Below are 23,436 nucleotides of genomic sequence, written 5' to 3' on the forward strand. Positions count from 1 at the left end.
GTAACGGCATGACGTGCTGGTGATGCCGTTGCGCCTGGCCGCGCGTTAGCGTGCACATTCACGCGCAGAACGCTTCGATGAGCGCGGCGACTCGCTCGGGTTGATCGTGATGAACCATATGCCCCGCTTCATCGATGATTTCCTCGCGCCAGTCGGCAAACGCCTCGAAGCGCGTCTTGAACTCGGCAATCGGCATTTTTCCGGCAAAACCCGCAAGTGTGGGCGAATCCTTCGCCTCGACATGCAGCACGGGCGCCTGGACCCGCTTCCAGACCGCCGACACCTCATCGAGCCGATACAACGTAGGACCACGCAGCTTGTGTGCCGGGTCGGCGAGCAAATGAAATTGCCCGTCGGCTTCCTGCCGTGACCAGTGCTGCGCAAGAAAACGCGCGCGAGCAGGCGCCAAGCGCGGATTGGTGCGGATCAGCCGATCGGCGACTTCATCGAGCGTCGCATAGCTGCGCAGTTGTGGCGGCGCGCGCAGGTCGTCGAGCCATGTAGCGATACGTCCGGGCGCCTGCGCCGGATGCGCCGCGGGCAGCCCAAAGCCTTCGAGATCGACGACGCGGCGTACCCGCGCCGGCCGCACGCCCGCATAGAGCAGCGCGAAGTTCGCGCCCATGCTGTGGCCGATCAGGTTCACTTTGCCGACGGGATCGAAATGGTCGATGAGCGCTTCGAGGTCCGCGAGATAGTCCGGAAAATAGTAATGGCCGCCGCCCTTCTCGGCCACCGGCCAATCCGACAGCCCGAAGCCGCGTGCGTCGGGCGCGAGCACTTGCCAGTCGTCCTTGAGCGCATCGACGACGAACTGGAACGATGCCGCGACGTCCATCCAGCCGTGCAGCATGAAAAGCATGGGCGCGTCGGGCGAGCCCCAGCGGCGCACGTGCAGACGCACGCCGCGCGCATCGACGAATTCGGAGCGCGATTCTTTCATGGTCGGTGTCGCATTCGAAAAAGATGATCGTTCGATTATAGCGACGGGTTCTCGTCTAGCCCGGCGAGCGCGCGCAGCTCGGCCTCGTCGAAGCCCGCGTCGCGACGCGCCTCGAAGTTGAACGGGCCACGCAATTTCGGCGCGTGATACTGCTTCGCAAGACGCTCGTAAGTAGGATGCGGATCGAGACTCGCCGCGTCGCAGAGAAAACGGAACCAGTGGTTGCCAATCAGCACATGACCGATTTCATCGCGCAGGATTACATCGAGAATCGCTGCCGACGCTTCGTCGCCCGCCTGCGCGAGACGCTTGCGAATGGGCGGCGAGGCATCGAGACCGCGCGCTTCGAGCGTGCGCGGCACGAGCGCCATGCGCGCCAGCACGTCGCCGCGGGTGCGCTCGGCCATTTCCCACAAGCCGTCGTGAGCGGGAAAATCGCCGTAGACGTGGCCGAATTGCGCCAGACGCGCGGTTAGCAGCGAGAAGTGAAGCGCCTCGTCCGCCGCGACCTTCAGCCAGTCGATGTAGAACGCCGTGGGCATCGAAGGAAAGCGCCACACGGCATCGAGCGCCAGATTGATCGCGTTGAATTCGATGTGCGCAAGCGCGTGCAGCAGCACCGCGCGCCCCGCGTCGGATTGCATGCTGCGGCGCTTGAGCGATGACGGCTCGACGAGTTCCGGCGCCTCGGGACGGCCGGGCAAGTCGTCCGGTTCGTCGAGCGCGACCTCCGGGTCAATGCGCGCCGCACCGCTCAGCAAGCGCTCGTACAGCGTGCGGGCGTCGCGCGCTTTCGTCACCGGATCGCGCTCGCGGAGAATGGCGAGCGCCGCGCGGCGCATGCAGGCATCGTCGGTGAAGGAAGTCGGAACGTTTTGCATGATGCTCGGTTAAGCGAAAGACGCCAGGAAGCGAATGCGGCCGGCGCGAAGGACGTTTCAGCGCAACCGGCTAAAATGGTAATCCCGGCGCACGCACGACACGCCGAAAGCAATAATCCGCGCGGTCAACCAATTGGACAAGGCGCGAAACGACATACGACAAAGGCGCGCATTGTAGCCCTCGCGCAACCCGACGCGGCAACGAGCGCATCCCACCCTTCGAAGACAACGCCCAGGAGACACAGTGGCCATCTACAAACTCGGCGACGACGCCCCCACCATCCACGAAAGCGTCTTTCTCGCGGATACCGCGACGATCATCGGTCAGGTGACGCTCGAGGAAAATGCCAGCGTGTGGTTCGGCGCGACGCTGCGCGGCGACAACGAACCGATCGTCGTCGGTCACGGCAGCAACGTGCAGGAAGGCGCGGTGCTGCACGCGGACCCGGGCTTTCCTCTGACGATCGAAAACGACGTGACCGTCGGACATCAGGCCATGCTGCACGGCTGCACCGTAAAGGAAGGCTCGCTGATCGGAATTCAGGCGGTGGTCTTGAATGGTGCGGTAATCGGCCGCAACTGTCTGGTTGGCGCGGGCGCCATCGTCACCGAAGGCAAGGTTTTTCCGGATAACACGCTGATTCTCGGCGCACCCGCCAAAGCGGTGCGGGAAATCGGCGAAGCGGATATCGCCCGCATGCGCGGAGCCACGGCGAGCTACGCGGACCGGCGCGAATTCTACAAGGCGCAGCTCGTGCGCATCGGTTGAGCGGCTCATCCGCTTATCGAAGACGGCGCGTCTCGCCTCATCACCCAAGGAAGAGTTGTGAACGACCAGTTGCAAAAATTCATGTTCAATGCGGCGCCCGTGCGCGGCGAGATCGTCTCGCTGCGCAATACGTGGCAAGAAGTGCTCGCGCGCCGTTCGTATCCGCAAGCGGTGCGCAATGTGCTCGGCGAGATGATGGCCGCGTGCGCGCTTCTGTCGGCGAACCTCAAGTTTGACGGCACGCTCATCATGCAGATATATGGCGACGGCCCCGTGAAAATGCTGGTCGTGCAGTGCAATTCGAATCTGTCGCTGCGCGCCACGGCCAAGCTTTCCGATGACGCGAACGAACAGCAGCTCGACGGCGACATGTCGCTTGCCGATTTGCTCAACCGCAATGGCCAGGGGCGCTGCGTCATCACGCTCGACCCGAACGACAAGAGGCCGGGACAGCAGCCGTATCAGGGCATCGTGCCGTTGTCGGGCGAGCACGGGCCGCTCACGTCGATGTCGGAAGTGCTCGAACACTACATGCATCACTCCGAGCAGCTGGACACGCGTATCTGGCTCGCGGCCAACACCGACCGCGCCGTCGGCGTGCTGCTGCAGAAGCTGCCGGGCGATGGCGGAATCGTGCCGCATCCGGGCGAACACGACGCCGATACTTGGCAGCGCGTGTGTCATCTCGGCAGCACGCTTTCCGCCGAGGAATTGCTGAAGGAAGAGCCCGAGACGGTGTTCCGGCGACTTTTCTGGCAAGAGAACGTGCAGCACTTCGAGCCTGCGCCCGCGCGCTTCCAGTGCAGCTGCTCGCGCGAAAAGGTCGGCGGCATGCTGAAGATGCTCGGCCGCGAAGAGGTGGACAGCGTTATTAAGGAGCGCGGCAGCGTCGAGGTTCACTGCGAGTTCTGCAATCAACGCTACGAGTTCGACCCGGTGGACGTTGCGCAACTTTTTGTCGCAAAAGAGCTCTCACAAGGGGTGAGCCCGGCGCCCGGTCAGCGGCACTGAGCCTTGCGGCGCCTGGGTTTGCGCGGGATTGGCGAGGGCATCTGCCGATCCGGCGCGGCTTTTGCATCGGTTGATGCATCAAGCTTGCCGCACGGTATGATTTTCACCCCGCAGAACTCAGTACCGGCCCGCTGGAGGTCGCAAATGAAAACCGCAACGCTCAACTGGAAACTTTCGTCGTGCCTCTTGGGCTTGGCGCTCGTCGCTGGCTGCACGATGGACCCGCCCGGCCCTTCGCCAATCTACAGCCGCTTGCCCAACACGCCGCTGCCCCCGCAAGAGACGCTCACGCCCGAGCAGCAGATGGCGCGCTATAACGCCATCGACAAACAGGCGCTGAACGAATCGCAGAAGGCTGCGAGCATAGGCAACGACGCCAAGATGATGTCCAATTACTACACGCCCCCCGTCACGGTCTACGGCGGCTATTCCAGCGGCGGCTGGGGTGGCGGTCCTTACTGGGGCTCGGGAATAGGCATCGGCACCGGCTATTCCTGGTAACGGCGAATCCCGCGCAAACCAGGCGCACATGAAAAATGGCGCGGTCGAAATATCGACTGCGCCATTTTTTTGTCCTGCCGGGAAAAACGAAAAGCCGCTCAGTTAGCCGCGCCCTGCTTCTTCTTCGCTTCGGCGGCCTTTTCCTTCTGCATTTTCTTGTCCGCGTCGCGCATTTCCTGCTTCGAGCGCGAAACCGGATTCGGCACCACACGCAACGGCGCCGCCGAAACTTGCCCGCGCGTCGAACCGTTCATGCCGGGCACGTTCGCCGAGTTGACAGGCGCGTTGGAGTTCGGCGCCACGAATTGCACGAACACCTCGCTGTCCTTCACCATGCCCATCTCATAGCGCGCGCGCTCTTCGACAGCCGCGGTGCCGCTTTGCAGATCCTGCACTTCACCCTGAACGCGCTCGTTGCGCAGCTTCAGATTCGTGTTCTTGTCGCTTTGCTGCGCGAGCTGCTGCTGCAATTCATGCACGCGAAGCCAGCCGCCGTGTCCCCACCACAACGGGTATTGGATCAGCGCCAGTAACAAGACCAGAACGACAGTTACGAGCCGCATTCGAGTAGCCGAAATAAGCGCCGCCCGGCAACCTCTATTGACGTCGAGGCCGTGGGCGGCGGGCTGAAAATAAGACTAACGTTCTTATCGACTAAAGCGGCAAAAGCTTTAGCGGAGGTTATAGAACGCCGACTTGCCGGGGTAGCTTGCGATATCGCCGAGGTCTTCCTCGATACGCAGCAACTGGTTGTACTTCGAGATGCGATCGCTGCGCGACAGCGAGCCGGTCTTGATCTGGCCGGCGTTCAGACCGACGGCGATATCCGCGATGGTCGAATCTTCCGTCTCGCCCGAACGGTGCGAGATGACCGCCGTGTACGACGCGCGCTTCGCCATTTCGATCGCCGCGAAGGTTTCGGTGAGCGTGCCGATCTGGTTGATCTTGATGAGGATCGAGTTGGCGATACCCTTGTCGATGCCTTCCTTCAGGATGCGCGTGTTGGTGACGAAGAGGTCGTCGCCGACGAGCTGAATCTTCTTGCCGAGGCGATCGGTCAGCGTCTTCCAGCCGTCCCAGTCGCTTTCGTGCATGCCGTCTTCAATGGAGACGATCGGGAACTTGTCGGCGAGCGTTGCCAGATAGTCCGAAAATTCGCCGGACGACAGTTGCAGACCTTCGCCGGCCAACTGGTATTTGCCGTCGTGGTAGAACTCACTTGCCGCGCAGTCGAGCGCAAGCAGCACGTCTTCACCGGCGCGATACCCCGCTTTTTCGATAGCCTGCAGGACGGTCGAGAGACACTCGTCGTTGCTGCCGAAGTTCGGCGCAAAGCCGCCTTCGTCGCCCACTGCCGTGCTCATGCCGCGATCGGCCAGAATCTTCTTCAACGCGTGGAACACTTCGGCGCCGCAACGCAGGGCTTCGCGAAAGGTCGGCTGGCTTACCGGCACGATCATGAATTCCTGGATGTCCAGGCTGTTGTTCGCGTGCGCGCCGCCGTTGACGATGTTCATCATCGGCACCGGCAGTTGCATGGCGCCCGAGCCGCCGAAGTAGCGATACAGCGGCAGTCCCGCTTCCTCGGCTGCGGCCTTCGCAACCGCCATGGAAACGGCGAGCATTGCGTTCGCGCCGAGTCGCGACTTGTTTTCGGTGCCGTCGAGTTCGAGCAGCGTCTTGTCGAGGAATGCCTGCTCCGAGGCGTCGAGACCCATGATGGCTTCGGAGATCTCGGTGTTGATGTGTTCGACTGCCTTCAGGACGCCCTTGCCGCCATAGCGGCCGGCTTCGCCGTCGCGTAGTTCGATGGCTTCGCGCGAGCCCGTCGATGCACCCGACGGCACCGCTGCGCGGCCCATCGTGCCCGACTCGAGCAATACGTCGCATTCGACGGTCGGATTGCCTCGCGAATCGAGAATCTCGCGGCCGATGATATCTACGATAGCACTCATGGTTTCCTCAAATTGACGATGAATTCTGTCAGTCACAGCGATGCTTCGCGCGTCCAGGTTCGCGCGCGACGGCTTCGCTTGAGACACCTTCCACGGCCATCAGGTTCATTCCGTGGCGCTTGCCCGCGTGTTGCCGCGCGAGCCTGGCGCCAGCGACGATCGAACCGTCTGGCACTGTCGAAATCGATGGTCCGCACATGAAACCGGCTGCATGCGTTTTGCTGCGGCCGCGGCGCGTTTGACAAGCCCTCGTGCCGCCAGGCCTTGCACGCCCATCTCCTCTTATGTTGTCACTCCGCGTGACTATTTTTAAGACACGGACGCCGTGAAGGCGACGCCCGCTTTCCTGCCTGAAGCGATTTGACGATCAGCTGAAGTCGTTTTCGAGAAAAGGACCGCTCTTGACCGCGCGATCCAGCGCGACGAGCGTTTCGAGCAACGCTTCCATGCGATGCAGCGGCACCGCGTTCGGGCCGTCCGACTTTGCGCACGCGGGATCGGGATGCGTCTCCATGAAAAGCCCGGACACGCCCACGGCCACCGCCGCGCGCGCCAACACCGGCACGAACTCACGCTGGCCGCCCGAACTCGTGCCTTGCCCGCCCGGCAACTGCACCGAATGAGTTGCGTCGAACACGATAGGCGCGTTGGTCTCGCGCATGATGGCGAGCGAGCGCATATCGGACACGAGGTTGTTATAGCCGAACGACACGCCGCGCTCGCACGCCATGAAGCGGTCTTCGGAAAGACCGGCTTCACGCGCCGCGTCGCGCGCCTTGTCGATCACGTTCTTCATGTCGTGCGGCGCGAGGAACTGGCCTTTCTTGATGTTGACCGGTTTGCCCGAACGCGCGCACGCATGAATGAAGTCGGTCTGACGGCACAGGAACGCAGGCGTCTGCAGCACGTCCACGACTGATGCCACCGCTTCGATCTCGTGCTCGGCGTGCACGTCCGTCAGGACCGGCAAGCCGAGTTGCTTCTTCACTTCGCCGAGAATACGCAAGCCTTCGTCCATGCCGAGGCCGCGAAACGACTTGCCCGAGCTGCGGTTCGCCTTGTCGTAGGACGACTTGTAGATGAACGGCACGCCAAGCTTGTCGGTGATTTCCTTGAGACGCCCGGCGACGTCGATAGTCATCTGCTCCGACTCCACCACGCAGGTTCCCGCGATCAGGAAGAACGGCTTGTCGAGTCCCGCTTCGAAGTGACACAGCTTCATGCTTGCGCTCCTGCCGTGGCCGCGGCCTGCGTGGTGCTCGCGCCGCCAGCCGTGAGACTATGCGCGCGCGCCGCTTCGACGAATGCCTTGAAGAGCGGATGCCCGTCGCGCGGCGTGGACGTGAATTCCGGGTGGAACTGGACGCCGACGAACCACGGATGCTGTGCTTGCGGCAACTCCATCATTTCGGGCAGATCCTCGCTCGGCGTACGGGCGCTGATGATAAGCCCGCCGGCTTCGAGCTGGGGCACGAAACGGTTATTGACCTCATAACGGTGACGATGACGCTCGTTCACATCCGTGCCGTAAATACGCTCGGCCATCGTACCGGGCTTGATCGGGCACTTTTGTGAACCAAGACGCATGGTGCCGCCGAGATCCGATTCCTCGCTGCGCTTTTCGACGCGGCCCGCACGGTCGTACCACTCGGTGATGAGCGCGACGACAGGATTGGTCGTGTCGGCATTGAACTCGGTGCTGTTGGCGTCGGCGAGACCGGCGACGTCGCGCGCGAACTCGATGACTGCGAGCTGCATGCCGAGACAGATGCCGAGATACGGCGTCTTCGACTCGCGCGCATAGCGGATTGCCTTGATCTTGCCTTCCGTGCCGCGACGCCCGAAACCGCCCGGCACCAGCACGGCGTCGAGATGCTTGAGACCTTCCGCGCCTTCGGCTTCGATCTGCTCGGAGTCGATATATTCGATGTTGACCTTGGTCGACGTATGAATGGCGGCGTGACGCAGCGCTTCGATCAGCGACTTGTACGACTCCGTCAGTTCGACGTACTTGCCCACCATGCCGATGGTCACTTCGTTCTTCGGATGCTCGAGTTTTTCGACGAGATCCGACCACATTTTCAGGTTGGCCGGCGGCGGCGAGAGCTTCAACTCGTTGCAGACGATTTCGTCGAGGCCCTGATCGTTCAGCATCTGCGGAATCTTGTAGATGCTGTCGACGTCCCACACCGAGATGACCGCTTCCTCATGCACGTTCGAGAAGAGCGAGATCTTCTGGCGCTCGTCGTCGGGGATCGGGCGGTCGGCGCGGCAAAGAAGCACGTTCGGATAGATACCGATTTCACGCAGCTTCTGCACGCTGTGCTGCGTGGGCTTGGTCTTCAGCTCGCCCGCGGTGGCGATGAACGGAACCAGCGTGAGGTGGATGAAGCACGCGCTGTTGCGGCCCATGCGCAGGCTCATCTGACGCGCGGCTTCGAGGAACGGCAGCGATTCGATGTCGCCCACCGTGCCGCCCACTTCGACGATTGCCACGTCAGGCTGCCCGCACGTCGCCGCGGCGGCGCCGCGTTCGACGAAAGCCTGAATCTCGTTGGTGATGTGCGGAATGACCTGCACCGTCTTGCCGAGATACTCGCCGCGACGTTCCTTGCGGATCACCGATTCGTAGATCTGGCCCGTGGTGAAGTTGTTGGCCTTGCGCATCTTCGTGCTGATGAAGCGCTCGTAATGGCCGAGGTCGAGATCGGTCTCGGCGCCGTCTTCGGTCACGAACACTTCCCCGTGCTGGAACGGGCTCATCGTGCCGGGGTCGACGTTGATGTAGGGATCGAGCTTGAGGAGGGTGACTTTCAGACCGCGCGATTCGAGGATCGCGGCGAGGGAGGCGGCGGCAATACCCTTGCCAAGGGAAGAAACTACGCCGCCGGTGACGAATACATATTTGGTCATCGCTAGATGCTCGCGGGAAAAACGGATTATACCGTAAAGGCACGCACCCACCCAGAGGATCGGCGGTGCAAATGCCCTGCATCGGTGCGCGCCTCGGCGATGCTCGCGATGTCTGTCGCGGGCGGTGCGAACGCCCGTTTCAAGACAAACATACGACATGCGCCGCACCGCGCGATACGTGCATGCGCGCGGACGATGTTCTGAGAACGGCGCCTCGTTCAGCGATTCATCCAGTAGCGCAAGTGAGTGTGCCGGAAGCGTTCGAGCACGATCTCTTGCCCGAAGTCGATCCGCGCCGCGCCGTCTTCATCGCTTCGCGACAGCGCGATCTCGCGCAACTGATAGCGCGCATAAACGGTCGGGTTCGGATGATGAAAACGGTTGAGATAGCCCATCTGAAATATCGCGGCGAGCGGCTTCACGGAGTCGAGAAACGGTTCGGTCGATGACGTGCGGCTGCCGTGATGCGGCGCGATCAGCACGTCCGCGTGCAACGCCGCGCGATCTCGCGCGATGAGCGTGCGTTCGTCGCCTGCCTCGATATCGGCGGTGAAAAGCGCGCTGCGGCCTTCCGCGTTCGTCACCTTCATCACGCAAACTTGATGATTCGGCTTGCCGGTAAGCGGCCCGGCATCCGGCCAGAGCATGCTGAAGTCCACGCCGTCCCACGTCCAGTGCTGACCTGCCGCGCAGCGCAGCCTCTCGGCGCCGCGCGCGCGTGCAAGCGACCAGAGCAGGTCGCTTGCGGGCAGCGACGCGAGCAGTTGCTCGACCGCGATGCCTTGCAGCACCGCGGGCGCGCCGCCTGCGTGGTCCGAATCGGAGTGACTGATGACGAGCGTATCGAGCGAGCGGATGCCCGCCGCGAGCAGATACGGCGCGACGATACGTTCGCCAGCGTGCGTCGATTCGGGGCCGGGACCGGCATCGAAAACGAGCGTATGACGACGGGTTTCGACGACGAGCGACGAGCCTTGCCCGATGTCGAGCGCGGTCACGCGAAACTCGCCATGCGGCGTCACGTGATTCGCGGATGCGAGAAGCGGCAGCCACGTGAGCGGCGCGGCAAAGCGCAACGGCCAGCCGCGCGGCGCGAGCGCCCACGCGACGCCCACGCATGCGGCGACGAGCGCAAACGCGCCGGGTTGCGGCAAGTGCCAGAGCGGTGAATTCGTCGTGGCCGCGAGGCGGGCGAGCCCATCGATCATGATGCTCAACGATGCATGCGCGAAATGGAGCGCGGGGGCGTCCAACGGCGCGGGAAGGATCAGTCCCGCGAGCGTCGCGGGCGTCACGAGCACGCTGACCCAGGGAATCGCGAACAAGTTGGCCAACGGGCCGATGAGCGGTATCTGCGAGAACCAGTAGATGGTCAGAGGCGCGAGCGCGAGTGTCACGGCGTATTGCACGCGCAGGCTCGACAAGGCGTGACGACGTCCATTCGATGCGGCACGGCGGCAAGTTCCGGTGAGCTTTTGGAAAGCACCGGGGCTTGGGTTGATCACGCGCCGCGCCTCTTCGAGCGGCGTAATATGTGCCGGGGACGCGATCGGCACGCGAGCGCTGTCGTTACTCTCGTCACGCACGAGCGCGGCGGGCTGGCCGCGCGCCGCTTTCGAGCTCGTCCTTAAATTCGCTTGCTGCCGGCCAGCGTCGGGATCCGGCGGCTCCCGCGCCTCCATCTCCCGCGCGATCGTCTCTGCATCTTCCACCACCCTCACCGCTTGCCGCCCCACCGACGCGATGCCATGCAGAATCGCCGCGACCGCGCCGAACGAAAGCCAAAATCCGGGTGACGTCACGGCCCACGGATCGGCAAGCAGCACGAACGCGAGCGCCCAGCAGAACACCAGCGAAGAAGCCGGCCTTCGCCCGCCGATAAATCCGATGCCGAACACGACCAGCATCCACAGCACGCGTTGCGCGGGCACGTTGAAACCGGCGAGCGCCGCATAGCAGGAAGCGAAGATTGCCGCGCCCAAGGCCGCGATTTTCGGCGCGGATACCCACAGCGGCGCCGCCATGCCACGCAGCCGCATGCGCTTCCATGCGAAGCCGCACAACCACGCCGCGAGCCCCGCCACGAAGCCGATATGCAGCCCCGAAATCGCAACGAGATGGCTCGTGCCGGTCGCGCGCATGATGGCCCAGTCGCTATCGCTTACCGATGACTGCGCGCCCACCGCCAACGCCACGACGATCCCCCGATGTGGCGCATCGGCGAGCACGGTCTCGATGCGTCCGCGCAAACGTGCACGCATGCGCTCTATCGCGAGCAGCGGCCCGCGCGCATCGACACGCAAACGCCGTGGCGCCCGCACGTTCGACATCGCGCCCGTTGCGCGAATATTGCGTTCGAGCAAAGCGACTTCGCTGTCGCGCAGCCCGAAGTTCGCGTTGCCGTGCGCACGCTTCAAACGCGCGTAAAGCGTCCAGCGCTGACCCGGCACGAGCGTCGGCGGCGCGTTGGCGTGGCCTCGCTCGGCGGGCATCCACAGCAATCTGACGATGCGCGGAAAGTCTCGCAACCCCGCGCCATTCGATTCGACTTCGAACAGGAACCGCACGCCGTCCGTCTGAGCCTCGGGCAGACCGCGCACGAAGCCGGTCAACGCGATATCGCGTTGTTCGTAAGCAACCGGCAGATGCGCCCGTAGTCGCACGTCGGCACGCAACGCGGCATAGGCGAAACCGAATGCGAACGCGGCCAGGACGAATGCCAAACGCCGCCGGGGCCCACGCGCGCCGATGCCGCAAAGGCACAGCGAAGCGCAGAACCACGCCAACCACGACGGCAATTGCGCCTGCTGTTGTAACCACCAGACGCCCGCCGCGAAACCGAGCAATATCGCGCGCACCTATCCTCACCCACACGTTCGATCGAAGCGAACGCATCCGCATCGGAAAACCGAGTCATCCGAAGCAATGCGAAACCTGCGAACGATTATGCAGAGGCAAGCGCGAGCCGGGGCAATGCGCGATGCGCGTTAGCCGTTGTGCCGATGGCAAGTGCGTTTTCATCGATGCCGCGCAACTCGGCCAGCACCTTCGCGATACCCGGAACCTGGTCCGGCGAATTGCGCCCCTTGTAGCGCCAGGAAGGCGCGATATCGGGCGAATCGGTTTCGAGAACGATGGCTTCGAGCGGCAAGTCGCTGGCCAGACGGCGGATCTGTCGCGCGCGCTCGAACGTCAGATTGCCGCCGAAACCGAGATGCATGCCTTGCGCGATGAACGCCTCGGCTTGCTGAAAACTGCCGTTGAACGCATGCGCGATTCCGCATCGGATGGCATGCACGCGCAAGCCCTTCAGCACCTTGTCCTGCGACTTGCGTACATGGCAGATCACCGCGAGATCGAACTCGCGCGCGAGCTTGAGTTGCTCGTTGTAGAAAAACTGCTGGCGCGCGTCGTCGAGCGTGGGCACGAAGTAATCCAGCCCGATTTCGCCGATGCCGACGAACAACGGATCGTCGAGACTCGCCTCGATCTTCTCGCGCAGAACGCGCAGATCGTCCTCCCGCGCGCCCGGCGTGAAAAGCGGATGGATGCCGAGCGCGTACGCCCCGCCCGCGATGCCATGCGCCAGATCGCGCACGGTGTCGAAGTTCCCGCGATCCACACCCGGAATCACGATGCGCGACACGCCCGCGCCGAGCGCGGCATCCGCGACGGCGGCGCGGTCCGCGTCGAACTCCGAGGCATCGAGATGGCAGTGCGTATCGATCCACATGGCGTCCTCCGCGGCGCGCGTGATTACACCGGCACGGACGGCTCTTCGTGCAGCACGCCGTCGCGCAGGCGCATGATGCGGTCGCATCGCGCGGCCAGATCGGGGTCGTGCGTGACGATCACGAAGCTCGTCGAAAGCGTCTGCGACAGTTCCAGCATCAGATTGAAGACCGTGTCGGCGGTGCCGCCGTCGAGATTGCCGGTCGGTTCATCGGCGAGCACGCACGCCGGATGCGTGACGAGCGCCCGCGCAATGGCCACGCGCTGGCGCTCGCCGCCCGACAGTTCGCCCGGCCGATGCTTCGCGCGATGCCCGATGCCCACGCGCTCCAGCATGACCATCGCTTCGCGGCGCGCCTCGTCTTCCGGCATGCGGCGAATGCGCAGCGGCATCGCCACGTTATCGAGCGCGGTGAATTCCGGCAGCAGATGATGGAACTGATACACGAAGCCAAGCGCGCGATTGCGCAACTCATTGCGCTCCTTTTCCTTCAACTGCGTGAACGGCTTGCCGAGCAGCGAGACTTTGCCCGCGCTAGGTTCGTCGAGGCCGCCGAGCACATGCAGCAAGGTGCTCTTGCCCGATCCCGACGCGCCCACGATGGCGAGCTTCTCGCCGCGCCGCACTTCCAGTTGCGCGTTGTCGAGCACCTGCACGTTGAAGCCGCCCTGCACGAAAGTCTTCGAGATGGAAGACGCGTGCAACACGATCTCGTTCTGGTTCAAGTCACTCATAGCGCAGCGCCTCCGCCGGACGAACCTTGGAACCGCGCCAACTCGGATACAGCGTAGCCAGCGACGACAACAGGAACGCGATGACGCCGATCTTCATGACATCGCCCGGGACGAGTTCGGACGGCAGTTCGCTGATGAAATAAACCGAAGGCGGCAGAAACTGCACGTTGAAGAGATGCTCGATCATCGGCACGAGCCACGGAATGCTCCATGCGACGAGACAGCCGAACGTCACGCCGAGCGCCGTACCGATGAAGCCGATCGTCACGCCCTGCACCACGAAGATCTTCATGATCGATCCTGGCTGCGCGCCGAGCGTGCGCAGGATGGCGATATCGGCTTGCTTGTCGGTGACGGTCATCACGAGCGACGAGACCAGATTGAACGCCGCCACCGCGATGATCAGCGTGAGGATGATGAACATCATCCGCTTTTCGATCTGCACGGCGGAGAACCACGTCTTGTTCTGCTGCGTCCAGTCGCGAATATACAAGTCGCCCGAGAGCGTGTGCGCGAGTTGCCGCGCGACTTCGGGCGCGCGCTGCATGTCCTTCAGCCGCAGCCGCACGCCGGTTGGCGCAGGCAGGCGGAATAGCGCCTCGGCATCGCGAATGGAGATGAGCGCGAGCGTCGAATCGTATTCGTAGTGGCCCGACTCGAAGATGCCGACCACTGTGAATTGCTTGAGTCGAGGCATCATGCCGGCCGGCGTGATCGTGCCTTCGGGCGCGACGAGCGTGATCTTGTCGCCGGTCATCACGCCGAGATTGGTCGCGAGATCGCGCCCGAGCACGATGCCGAATTCGCCCGGCCTCAAGTCCGCGAGCGCGCCCGAGCGCATTTCCTTGCCGATGTCCGACACTTCCGGTTCCAGCGACGGCTCCACGCCACGCAACGCCACGCCGCTCACCGCGCCTTGACGCGTGAGCAGCGCCTGGGCTTCGACATAGGGCGCCGCGCCGAGCACTTCCGGATTGCGGCGCGCTTCCTGCGCGGTCACTTGCCAGTTGGGCATGGAACCGGTCGGCGAGAAGATCTCCACGTGCGCGAGCACGGAGAGCATGCGGTCGCGCACCTCTTTCTGGAAGCCGTTCATGACCGAGAGCACGACGATCAGCGCGGCGACACCGAGCGCGATGCCCGCCATCGACACGAGCGCGATGAAGGAGATGAAGCCGTTGCCTGTGGTGCGTTTGCTGGCGCGCGTGTAGCGCCAGCCTATCTGCCATTCATACGGGAGTTTCAAGCGAATCCTTTCTTCTACGGTTGCTGCGTTGCCGTCGTTGCTTGCGGCTTCGGTTTTGCGCTTCTCTCTTGATTACGCACATGCGCGACTAGCGGATGCAGCGCGACGCGAGCGCGAAATTGGCGAAAGTTTGCCATATTAGGACAATTCAAAGGCGCGGCGCAGGTCCGATCGATGTCCGGCGACGAAGAAATCGCTTCTTCCAGGGCGATGGCGAGCACCGATGCCGCGTGCGCCTTTGCCCTACAATGCCGACCATCATGCCCGTTTCCGACCTCCATCTTCTGCTCCCCTTCGCGCTGCCTGCCGCAGCAGACGCCGCCACCGCGCTACACGGGCTGCAAAGCGCGGCGCTCGACAAACTCCTTGCGCGCGCGACGCTGGAAGAACGGGTGATCGGCGAAGACTTTCAGCGCACGCTGCCGCACGAGCGCTGGATCGCGCAACGTTTCGATGCCGCCGCGCCAAACTCCGACGAAGCGCCGCTCGCACCCTACATGCTGCTCGCCGATGGCGGCACGCCCGGCGATGCGCTCTGGGCCTGTATCGAGCCGGTTCACGTGCGCATCGCGCACGACCATCTCGTGCTCATCGATCCGGCCACGCTCGGCGTGCGCACGGAAGAAGCCCGCACGCTCTTCGATACGGCGCGGCCCGTGATCGAAGACCTCGGCATCACGCTGCAAGCGCCCACACCGTTGCGCTGGTATGTGTCTGGCGGCGCGCTGGGCGCGCTCGCGGGCGCGTCGCCGTTGCGCGCGACGGGACGCAACATCGAAATCTGGCTGCCGCACGAAGCCCGCACGGGCGAACGTTCGCGCGCGTGGATGAAGTTGCAGAACGAAATCCAGATGGCGTGGTTCGAACATCCGGTCAACGAAGAACGCGAGTCGCGCGGCCTGCCTGCGATCAACTCCATCTGGCTGCACGGACAAGGCACGCTGCGTCCGGTCAAGAGCCCGTTCGCCCGCATCATGTCCGACGCCGCCGCCACGCGCGGTCTCGCGCTCGCCTCGAACATCGCGCCCGAAGCGCCAGCCGACTCTTTCGCCGCGCTCGCCAACGGGCGAGAAGCGCAAGAAGGCACGACGCTCGTCGAACTCGATCCGTTCTCGGCGCCGTTCATCGAACAGGACTGGGCGCGCTGGAACGACTCGTTGCAGGCGCTCGAAACCGCGTGGTTCGCGCCCGCGCTCGACGCGCTCGCGAACGGCACGCTCAAGAAACTCGGTATCACGCTCTGCGGCGATACAGGCTCGGTGACGCTCGGCGTCACGCGCTCGGACTTGCGCAAGTTCTGGCGACGCCGGCCGATCGCGGCGCTTTTCATCGAATAGGTCACTGACAGCATGACGCGTATCGTTACCCGCGCCGCCTCCCCCGCCGATGCCGAAGCCCTCGCGCGCCACGGCCTGCATCCCGTCATCGCGAGGCTGTATGCGTCGCGCGGCGTCACGTCGCCCGACGAAATCGAAACCGAGTTCAAGCGCCTGCACGCGCCCGTCGGCCTGAAGGGTTGCGATGCCGCCGCCGTCGTTCTCGCCGATGCGCTCGCAGCGAACAAGCGCATGCTCGTCGTCGCCGATTACGACTGCGACGGCGCGACCGCCTGCGCCGTCGCCGTGCGCGGGCTGCGCATGTTCGGCGCGGACATCGACTATCTGGTTCCGAACCGCTTCGAATATGGCTACGGGCTCACGCCGGAGATCGTCGAACTGGCGGCGCGTTCGCCACGCGGCGTACCCGATCTTCTGATCACGGTCGATAACGGCATTGCCAGCGTGGATGGCGTCGCGGCCGCCAATGCGCTCGGCATGGAAGTCGTCGTCACCGACCATCACTTGCCCGGCGACGAGTTGCCCGCCGCGCGCGCGATCGTCAATCCGAATCAGCCGGGCTGCGCGTTTCCGAGCAAATGCATCGCGGGCGTGGGCGTGATGTTCTACGTGCTGCTCGCGCTGCGTGCCGAACTGCGGCGTCGCGACACCTATGGCGATGGCCGCCCCGAACCGCGTCTCGACGGCCTGCTCGATCTGGTCGCGCTCGGCACCGTCGCGGATGTCGTGAAGCTCGACGCCAACAATCGCATTCTCGTCGCGCAGGGTTTGAAGCGGATTCGCTCGGGCCGCATGCAGCCGGGCATCGCCGCGCTTTTCCGGGCCGCGAGCCGCGATGCGCGCACCGCTTCCGGCTTCGATCTGGGCTTCGCGCTCGGACCGCGTCTGAACGCGGCGGGACGGCTGTCGGACATGTCGCTCGGCATCGAATGCCTGACGACCGACGATATCGGCCGCGCGTGGGAACTCGCGCAACAACTCGACGGCATGAACCGCGAGCGCCGCGAGATCGAAGCGGGCATGCAGCAGCAGGCGCTCGCCGAGTTGCAGACGCTCGACGCCGGCGAGCGCGCCACGCTCACGCTCTACGACGCGAGCTGGCATCAGGGCGTGATCGGCATCGTCGCGGGGCGGCTGAAGGAGCGGTTTCATCGGCCGTCGTTCACCTTCGCGCACGCCGACGACAGCGGCGTGCTCTGCAAAGGCTCCGGCCGCTCGATTCCGGGCTTTCATCTGCGCGACGCCGTCGATCTCATTTCGAAGCGCGAACCCGGTCTCATCCACAAATTTGGCGGTCACGCGATGGCGGCGGGCCTCACGCTCGCCACCGCAGACATTCCGCGCTTCACGGCCGCGTTCGAGGCCATCGGACGCGAATGGCTGACGGCCGACGCGCTTTCACGCACCATCGAAACCGATGGCGAACTGGAGGACGCGTATTTCACGCCGCAATTCGTCGAATTGATCGATGCAGCCGTGTGGGGACAAGGCTTTCCGGCGCCCACGTTCTCCGGCGAGTTCGAGGTCGCGTCGCAGGCGCTCGTCAAGGACAAGCATCTGAAGCTGCAACTTCTGCGCGGGCGCCAGCGCTTCAACGCGATCTGGTTCAACCATGTCGACCCGCTCCCGGCGCGCGCGACGGTCGCTTACCGGCTCGTCAGCGATTCATGGAACGGCGTGGCGCGCGTGCAGCTGATCGTCGAACACGCGGGCTGAAAACCCGCCGGAACGGCCCGCTCGAAGCGGGAAAACCCGGTCGATCGGCTATAATTGCACCTTTTTACGAAGCCGAAGATCGACAATGGAAGCGGAACGTCTCAACGCGATCGAAAGCCTTCTGGCCGACCTGCGCCGTCGCGCGGGCGAGCTACGGGGGTATCTTTGACTACGACGCCAAGTCAGCGCGTCTAGCCGAAGTCAACAAAGAACTCGAAGACCCGAACGTCTGGAACGACTCGAAGAACGCGCAAGCGCTCGGTCGTGAGAAGAAGCTGCTGGACGGCGTGGTGTCGAAACTCACCGCGCTCGACAACGACCTGCGCGACGCCAGCGATCTCTTCGAGATGGCGCACGAGGAAGGCGACGAAGAAACGCTCGTCGCCTGCGAAACCGACGCGGAAGCACTGCGAGTGCGCGTCGAAGACACGGAATTTCGCCGGATGTTCTCGAACCCGGCCGACCCGAACAATTGCTTCATCGACATCCAAGCGGGCGCGGGCGGCACCGAGGCGTGCGACTGGGCGTCCATGCTGCTGCGCCAGTATCTTCGCTATTGCGAACGCAAGGGCTTCAAGACCGAAGTGCTCGAGGAATCCGAAGGCGACGTCGCCGGCATCAAGAGCGCGACCATCAAGGTGGAAGGCGAATACGCCTACGGCTATCTGCGTACCGAGACGGGCATTCACCGCCTCGTGCGCAAATCGCCGTTCGACTCGTCGGGCGGGCGGCATACGTCGTTCTCGTCGGTGTTCGTGTATCCGGAAATCGACGATTCGATCGAGATCGAAATCAATCCCGCCGATATCCGCACGGACACGTATCGCGCTTCGGGCGCGGGTGGCCAGCACATCAACAAGACCGACTCCGCGGTGCGTCTCACGCACGCGCCGACTGGCATCGTCGTGCAGTGCCAGAACGACCGCTCGCAGCACCGCAACCGCGCGGAAGCCATGCAGATGCTGAAGGCGCGTCTCTACGAATTCGAGATGCGCAAGCGCCAGGCCGAACAGGACAAGCTCGAATCGAGCAAGACCGATGTGGGCTGGGGCCATCAGATCCGCTCCTACGTGCTCGACCAGAGCCGCGTGAAGGACCTGCGCACCAGCGTGGAAATGAGCAACACGCGCGCCGTGCTCGACGGCGACCTCGACGACTTCATCAGCGCGAGCCTGAAACAGGGCGTTTGAGTTTCGCGGCGCGGATCCCGGCTTTCGGTATCCGCGCTTTCGTCTGGCCCTCGCCGCGCCGCATCCCACCGTATCGAAAGCTACACATCATGACCGAACCGACTCAAGCGGGCGCCGCGCCCGAACTGGAAGAAAACCAGATCATCGGCGAGCGTCGCGACAAATTGCGCGCGCTGCGCGAGCAAGGCGTCGCTTATCCGAACGACTTTCGTCCGACGCATCAGGCCGCCGCGCTGCAAGGCGAATTCGCCAATACCGACAAGGAAGCACTCGAAGCCAATCCCCTGCCCGTGGCGCTTGCCGGCCGCATGATGCTCAAGCGCGTGATGGGCAAGGCCAGCTTCGCGACGGTCCAGGACGGCAGCGGCCAGATCCAGTTCTTCATCACGCCCGCGGACGTCGGCGCCGAGACTTACGACGCCTTCAAGAAGTGGGACCTGGGCGATATCGTCGCCGCGCGCGGCGTCCTGTTTCGCACGAACAAGGGCGAACTGTCGGTGCGCTGCACGGAACTGCGCCTGCTTTCGAAGGCGCTGCGTCCGCTGCCCGACAAGTTTCACGGCCTTGCCGATCAGGAAATGCGCTATCGCCAGCGTTATGTCGATCTGATCGTCACGCCGGAGTCGCGCAAGACCTTCATGGCGCGGACCAAGGCGGTCACTTCCATTCGCAATTTCATGGCGCAGGCGAGCTTCATGGAAGTCGAAACGCCAATGCTGCACCCCATTCCGGGCGGCGCGGCGGCCAAGCCTTTCGTTACGCACCACAACGCGCTCGACATGCAGATGTTCCTGCGCATCGCGCCGGAGCTGTATCTGAAGCGGCTGATCGTCGGCGGCTTCGAGCGTGTGTTCGAGATCAATCGTAATTTCCGGAACGAAGGCGTGTCGCCGCGACACAACCCGGAATTCACGATGATGGAGTTCTACGCCGCATACACGGATTATCACTGGCTCATGGACTTCGTCGAGCAACTGATCCGCCAGGCGGCAATCGATTCGCTCGGCACCGCGAGCATCACGTATCAGGGCCGCGAACTCGATTTTTCGAAGCCGTTTCATCGGCTGACGATCAATCAGGCTATTCAAAAATACGCGCCGCAATACACCGACGCGCAACTCGGCGACGCCGCGTTCCTGCGCACGGAATTGAAAAAGTTCGGCGTTGATACGACGCAACCGGCGTTTTTGAATGCGGGCATTGGCGCATTGCAATTGGCGCTTTTCGAAGAGACGGCCGAATCGCAACTGTGGGAGCCGACATATATCGTCGATTATCCAATCGAAGTGTCGCCGCTCGCGCGTGAGTCGGACAGCGTGGCGGGCATCACGGAGCGCTTCGAGTTGTTCATCACCGGCCGCGAGATCGCCAACGGCTTTTCCGAATTGAACGATCCGGAAGATCAGGCCGCGCGCTTTCAGAAGCAAGTCGATCAGAAAGACGCTGGCGACGAAGAAGCCATGTTTTTCGATGCCGACTATATTCGCGCGCTCGAATACGGCATGCCGCCGACAGGCGGCTGCGGAATCGGCATTGACCGGCTGGTGATGTTGCTGACCGACAGCCCGAGCATCCGCGACGTAATTTTGTTCCCGCATCTGCGTCGCGAGGACTGAGCTGAGTGGCGCTGACAGTGATGTCAGCGCTGTCTTGCAGCATCGCTTCTGATCAATGCCCCATCAACACGGCGGCAATCTGCGCGAACAGAATTTTCAGAATGGTCATCGACGGGAAAATCATGGCATAGCCGATATCCGGTTTATCCGTTGGCGTCACGCGATTGGCAAACGCGAGAATGGCGGGATTTCCCGTAGCGCCGCTGAGAACGCCAATGGTGGTATCGAACGGCAGCTTGAAAATCACCATGCAGAAAAACGCCGTCACGAGCACTAACGCAATCAGAATCGCCGCGCCGTAAAGCAGGAGCGAAACACCCGTCGCTCCTACTTCCGCAAAGAATTTCGGTCCGGAAGCAATCCCGACCTGCGCCAGAAAAATGGTCAACCCGAAGTTCCGCAGAACCAGATTCGCCGACAATGGCACGCTCCAGATAAATGGCCCCGAGCGACGAATCTTCCCGAGATAAAGCGCGGTCAAAAGCAGCGCCGCAAGCCCGAGCGTCAGTTTTCCCACGCCGGGCACGGGAATCGGAATCATGCCAATGAGCAAGCCAATCGCGGCGCCAACGCCAATCGAGATGAAGCTGAGTTCGGCCGTCCCTTTGATCGAGTCGCCGAACAGTTTGCGAACCGCTTTGGCATGCGTCCGATTCACCAGCAACCCGACCCTGTCTCCGGATTCCAAAATCAGATCGACGTGAGGCAACATATCGGCGTCGCCTCTGCGCACATGAGCAATCGAGCAGACGACGCCATCGGGAAATCGAATGTCCCCAATGCGCTGCCCGGTCATGACCCGGCTCGATACGAACACGCGCAGGTAATCCAGATCTTCCCGATGCCGCGTGATTCTGCCCGGCTGAACCTCGCCGATGAGTGTGGCCGCGTCCTCCAGCGCGGCCGGCTCCAATGCCGTTGCCAGCAGGACATCGCCGGTTTGCAGAACGAAATCCGCGGTCGGCAGCCGGTTGCGATGCGCGCGGCGAACGGCGGCAATGGTCACGCCATCCGGCAACTCCGCATGAAGTTCGACTGCGCTGAGACCGACGAGCGCGGGATTTTGCAGGGCGATCTCCGCCGTCTCGATGTTGCTTTCGGGCGGCGCCTCGATCTTCACTTTGAGCAACGCGCCGAGGGCGTAGATCATCAGTATCGGACCGGCGACGCCGAATGGATAAGTCACGCTGTAGCCCACGGCGGCGCCATCGCTATGCAAGGTTGAGATCACGGCTTGCAACGTCGCCGTACTGGTTCCCGAGCCCGCGAACAAGCCGAGCGTTTCGTCGAGCCTGAGACCGAACGCCGGCACCAGCGAAAGCGACACGAAACCCGCCGCGACGACGCCAAGCGCCGCTGCCGCGTTGGCCCGCAATCCTTCCGCGCTCGTCAGTCCCTTGAAGAATTGCGCGCCGTATTGAATGCCGATGCCGTACAGAAACAGCAACAAGCCGAGCGTGCCGAGCAGCGCGGGCGGCAAGGCTTTCGGCGCGAATCCGCCGATTGCCAAGCCGACGAAAAGCACGGCCCCCGATCCGAGCGAGACGCCTTTGAGGCTAATCTCGCCAATCACATAGCCGAGCGCGATCGTGAGGAACAACGTGAAGAGCGGCTGAGCTTCGAGCAGCGTCCTGATTGCGTTCATAACGTCCTCTTGTCGATGTCCGCCGCGCCACGCATCGTCTTTCCGCTGGCAATGCGCCCGCCGACGTTCAGCTTCCCAGCAGCCTTAACGCGTGACGGGCAATCATCAATTCTTCGTTCGTCGGGATGACACAGACATCGACTGCGCTCGTCGAATCGTCGATGCGCCGTTCGTGGCGTGCATTGGCCGCGTCGTCGAGCGACACGCCGAGCCATGCCGCCGCGCGCCCCACGCGCTCGCGCACGGGCGCCGCACGTTCGCCGATGCCGCCGGTAAACACGAGCGCATCGAGCCCGCCGAGCGCGGCCGCAAGCGAGCCGAGTTCGCGCGAGATTCGATAGCAAAACAGATCGACCGCTTCGGCGGCAGCGGGTGCATCGCTCGCGAGCAGCGTGCGCATATCGCTGGAAATACCCGACACGCCGAGCAGACCGGAGCGCTTGTAGAGCAGCGTCTCGATGGCATGGGCGTCCATGCGCGCTTCCTGCATCATCCATAGCAGCACGCCGGGATCGATGCTCCCGCAGCGCGTGCCCATGACGAGCCCTTCGACGGCCGTGAAGCCCATCGTATTGGCGATGCTCTTGCCTCGATCGAGCGCCGTCATGCTCGCGCCGTTGCCAAGATGAAGCACCACGCTCTTGCCATTGGCGGCCTTCGCGCTGTATTGCGGCAGAACGCTCGCGATGTACTCGTACGACAGCCCGTGAAACCCGTAGCGCCGCACGCCGCGTTGCGTGATCTCGGGCGGCAGCGCGAAGCGCGTCGCCGCTGCGGGCTGCGTATGGTGGAAGGCCGTATCGAAACATGCGATTTGTGGCACCTGCGGATTGCGCGCTCGTATCGCGCGGATCGCTGCGAGGTTATGCGGCTGATGGAGCGGTGCGAGCGGAACGAGCGCTTCCAGTTGCGCGAGCACGTCCGTATCGACGCGCACCGGCGCTGCAAATCGTTCACCGCCATGCACCACACGATGACCCACGGCAAGCAGTTTCGCGCCGGAAGAGCGTTCACGCAGCCAGTTCAGCAAGAACGTGATCGCATTGTCGTGCCCGAGTTGTTCGCCTTCGGGCCAATGCTTTTCGTCGATGAGTTCGCCGTTCGGCCGCCTGGCCTCGAAGTACGGCTTGCCGTAGATCTCTTCGAGCTTGCCGCCGGCGACAGGATCGAGGCTGCCTTCCGTCTCGACGTATGCATGAAACTTGATGCTGGACGACCCCGCGTTGATGACCAGAACGACGTCCAT

19 protein-coding genes are annotated in these 23,436 nt (G+C 63.3%); 7 read left to right on the forward strand and 12 right to left on the reverse strand.

Annotated elements, in window-relative coordinates:
- Positions 1-58: 58 nt before the first annotated feature.
- Positions 59-943: an alpha/beta hydrolase gene (locus tag P9250_RS27460; RefSeq protein WP_310396223.1), complete on the reverse strand. Its 885-nt coding sequence runs from the start codon at positions 941-943 to the stop codon at positions 59-61.
- Between the two features lie 35 nt (positions 944-978).
- Entirely contained in the window at positions 979-1,824 is an 846-nt protein-coding gene (locus tag P9250_RS27465) for a ferritin-like domain-containing protein (RefSeq protein ID WP_310396225.1), read from the reverse strand.
- Positions 1,825-2,068: 244 nt separating this feature from the next.
- On the opposite strand from P9250_RS27465, the gene P9250_RS27470 reads away from it, so the two are divergent.
- The 3 genes from P9250_RS27470 (at position 2,069) to P9250_RS27480 (ending at position 4,105) form a co-directional block, all read left to right on the forward strand.
- Entirely contained in the window at positions 2,069-2,593 is a 525-nt protein-coding gene (locus P9250_RS27470) for a gamma carbonic anhydrase family protein (protein ID WP_244825592.1), read from the forward strand.
- Positions 2,594-2,650: 57 nt separating this feature from the next.
- On the forward strand, positions 2,651-3,604 hold the full coding sequence (gene hslO / locus P9250_RS27475; protein WP_244825594.1) for an Hsp33 family molecular chaperone HslO: 954 nt from the start codon (positions 2,651-2,653) through the stop codon (positions 3,602-3,604).
- A 144-nt stretch (positions 3,605-3,748) separates the two neighbouring features.
- Complete coding sequence (locus P9250_RS27480; protein ID WP_244825596.1) at positions 3,749-4,105, forward strand: hypothetical protein; 357 nt, start codon at positions 3,749-3,751, stop codon at positions 4,103-4,105.
- Positions 4,106-4,203: 98 nt separating this feature from the next.
- Here P9250_RS27480 and ftsB read toward each other — a convergent pair whose 3' ends face one another.
- The 8 genes from ftsB to P9250_RS27520 all read right to left on the reverse strand — a co-directional run bounded on the left by ftsB (position 4,204) and on the right by P9250_RS27520 (position 14,686).
- Positions 4,204-4,668, reverse strand: coding sequence for a cell division protein FtsB (ftsB, locus tag P9250_RS27485; protein ID WP_244825598.1), 465 nt, complete (start codon positions 4,666-4,668; stop codon positions 4,204-4,206).
- A gap of 108 nt (positions 4,669-4,776) precedes the next feature.
- Complete coding sequence (gene eno / locus P9250_RS27490; RefSeq protein WP_244825600.1) at positions 4,777-6,060, reverse strand: phosphopyruvate hydratase; 1,284 nt, start codon at positions 6,058-6,060, stop codon at positions 4,777-4,779.
- 367 nt (positions 6,061-6,427) lie between these two features.
- On the reverse strand, positions 6,428-7,282 hold the full coding sequence (gene kdsA, locus P9250_RS27495) for a 3-deoxy-8-phosphooctulonate synthase (protein ID WP_244825602.1): 855 nt from the start codon (positions 7,280-7,282) through the stop codon (positions 6,428-6,430).
- On the reverse strand, positions 7,279-8,973 hold the full coding sequence (locus tag P9250_RS27500) for a CTP synthase (RefSeq protein WP_310396229.1): 1,695 nt from the start codon (positions 8,971-8,973) through the stop codon (positions 7,279-7,281). Before P9250_RS27500 ends, kdsA begins: the two co-directional genes overlap by 4 nt.
- Before the next feature lie 218 nt (positions 8,974-9,191).
- Positions 9,192-11,831: a DNA internalization-related competence protein ComEC/Rec2 gene (locus P9250_RS27505; RefSeq protein WP_250465186.1), complete on the reverse strand. Its 2,640-nt coding sequence runs from the start codon at positions 11,829-11,831 to the stop codon at positions 9,192-9,194.
- Between the two features lie 86 nt (positions 11,832-11,917).
- Complete coding sequence (locus P9250_RS27510; protein ID WP_250465187.1) at positions 11,918-12,706, reverse strand: TatD family hydrolase; 789 nt, start codon at positions 12,704-12,706, stop codon at positions 11,918-11,920.
- Between the two features lie 23 nt (positions 12,707-12,729).
- Positions 12,730-13,440: a lipoprotein-releasing ABC transporter ATP-binding protein LolD gene (lolD, locus tag P9250_RS27515; RefSeq protein ID WP_250465188.1), complete on the reverse strand. Its 711-nt coding sequence runs from the start codon at positions 13,438-13,440 to the stop codon at positions 12,730-12,732.
- The gene (locus P9250_RS27520; RefSeq protein WP_244825609.1) at positions 13,433-14,686 is read right to left on the reverse strand and encodes a lipoprotein-releasing ABC transporter permease subunit; all 1,254 of its coding nucleotides are present in this window, start codon (positions 14,684-14,686) and stop codon (positions 13,433-13,435) included. The genes lolD and P9250_RS27520 overlap by 8 nt, the downstream gene beginning before the upstream one ends.
- Before the next feature lie 248 nt (positions 14,687-14,934).
- Here P9250_RS27520 and P9250_RS27525 point away from each other — a divergent pair, with 248 nt between their 5' ends.
- The 4 genes from P9250_RS27525 to lysS all read left to right on the forward strand — a co-directional run bounded on the left by P9250_RS27525 (position 14,935) and on the right by lysS (position 20,545).
- A complete protein-coding gene (locus P9250_RS27525; protein WP_244825610.1) occupies positions 14,935-16,023 on the forward strand; it encodes a regulator in 1,089 nt (362 codons plus the stop codon).
- Positions 16,024-16,035: 12 nt separating this feature from the next.
- Positions 16,036-17,739 (forward strand): single-stranded-DNA-specific exonuclease RecJ, encoded by a 1,704-nt coding sequence (gene recJ, locus P9250_RS27530; protein ID WP_310396232.1) that lies wholly within the window; start codon positions 16,036-16,038, stop codon positions 17,737-17,739.
- Between the two features lie 85 nt (positions 17,740-17,824).
- Positions 17,825-18,929, forward strand: a protein-coding gene (gene prfB / locus P9250_RS27535) for a peptide chain release factor 2 (RefSeq protein ID WP_244825612.1) whose coding sequence is annotated in 2 segments (ribosomal slippage) — positions 17,825-17,905 and positions 17,907-18,929 — 1,104 coding nt in all. Because the reading frame shifts where the segments join, the coding sequence is not laid out codon by codon here.
- A gap of 89 nt (positions 18,930-19,018) precedes the next feature.
- Positions 19,019-20,545 (forward strand): lysine--tRNA ligase, encoded by a 1,527-nt coding sequence (lysS, locus tag P9250_RS27540; protein ID WP_244825614.1) that lies wholly within the window; start codon positions 19,019-19,021, stop codon positions 20,543-20,545.
- Between the two features lie 52 nt (positions 20,546-20,597).
- On the opposite strand, the gene P9250_RS27545 is transcribed toward lysS, so the two are convergent.
- Together P9250_RS27545 and P9250_RS27550 are read right to left on the reverse strand one after the other, a co-directional pair.
- Positions 20,598-22,190 (reverse strand): TrkA C-terminal domain-containing protein, encoded by a 1,593-nt coding sequence (locus tag P9250_RS27545; RefSeq protein WP_310396235.1) that lies wholly within the window; start codon positions 22,188-22,190, stop codon positions 20,598-20,600.
- A 67-nt stretch (positions 22,191-22,257) separates the two neighbouring features.
- Entirely contained in the window at positions 22,258-23,436 is a 1,179-nt protein-coding gene (locus tag P9250_RS27550; protein WP_310396238.1) for an acetate/propionate family kinase, read from the reverse strand.

It is taken from the genome of Caballeronia sp. LP006 (assembly GCF_031450995.1).
Taxonomy (GTDB): Bacteria; Pseudomonadota; Gammaproteobacteria; order Burkholderiales; family Burkholderiaceae; genus Caballeronia.

What these genes read in the sequence shown, in the direction of transcription:
- ftsB (WP_244825598.1), bottom strand. Translation starts at nt 4,668, where the DNA reads ATGCGGCTCGTAACTGTCGTTCTGGTCTTGTTACTGGCGCTGATCCAA.
- P9250_RS27480 (WP_244825596.1), top strand. Translation starts at nt 3,749, where the DNA reads ATGAAAACCGCAACGCTCAACTGGAAACTTTCGTCGTGCCTCTTGGGC.
- lysS (WP_244825614.1), top strand. Translation starts at nt 19,019, where the DNA reads ATGACCGAACCGACTCAAGCGGGCGCCGCGCCCGAACTGGAAGAAAAC.
- P9250_RS27550 (WP_310396238.1), bottom strand. Translation starts at nt 23,436, where the DNA reads ATGGACGTCGTTCTGGTCATCAACGCGGGGTCGTCCAGCATCAAGTTT.
- P9250_RS27460 (WP_310396223.1), bottom strand. Translation starts at nt 943, where the DNA reads ATGAAAGAATCGCGCTCCGAATTCGTCGATGCGCGCGGCGTGCGTCTG.
- P9250_RS27545 (WP_310396235.1), bottom strand. Translation starts at nt 22,190, where the DNA reads ATGAACGCAATCAGGACGCTGCTCGAAGCTCAGCCGCTCTTCACGTTG.
- P9250_RS27525 (WP_244825610.1), top strand. Translation starts at nt 14,935, where the DNA reads ATGCCGACCATCATGCCCGTTTCCGACCTCCATCTTCTGCTCCCCTTC.
- P9250_RS27500 (WP_310396229.1), bottom strand. Translation starts at nt 8,973, where the DNA reads ATGACCAAATATGTATTCGTCACCGGCGGCGTAGTTTCTTCCCTTGGC.
- lolD (WP_250465188.1), bottom strand. Translation starts at nt 13,440, where the DNA reads ATGAGTGACTTGAACCAGAACGAGATCGTGTTGCACGCGTCTTCCATC.
- eno (WP_244825600.1), bottom strand. Translation starts at nt 6,060, where the DNA reads ATGAGTGCTATCGTAGATATCATCGGCCGCGAGATTCTCGATTCGCGA.
- P9250_RS27465 (WP_310396225.1), bottom strand. Translation starts at nt 1,824, where the DNA reads ATGCAAAACGTTCCGACTTCCTTCACCGACGATGCCTGCATGCGCCGC.
- P9250_RS27510 (WP_250465187.1), bottom strand. Translation starts at nt 12,706, where the DNA reads ATGTGGATCGATACGCACTGCCATCTCGATGCCTCGGAGTTCGACGCG.
- recJ (WP_310396232.1), top strand. Translation starts at nt 16,036, where the DNA reads ATGACGCGTATCGTTACCCGCGCCGCCTCCCCCGCCGATGCCGAAGCC.
- kdsA (WP_244825602.1), bottom strand. Translation starts at nt 7,282, where the DNA reads ATGAAGCTGTGTCACTTCGAAGCGGGACTCGACAAGCCGTTCTTCCTG.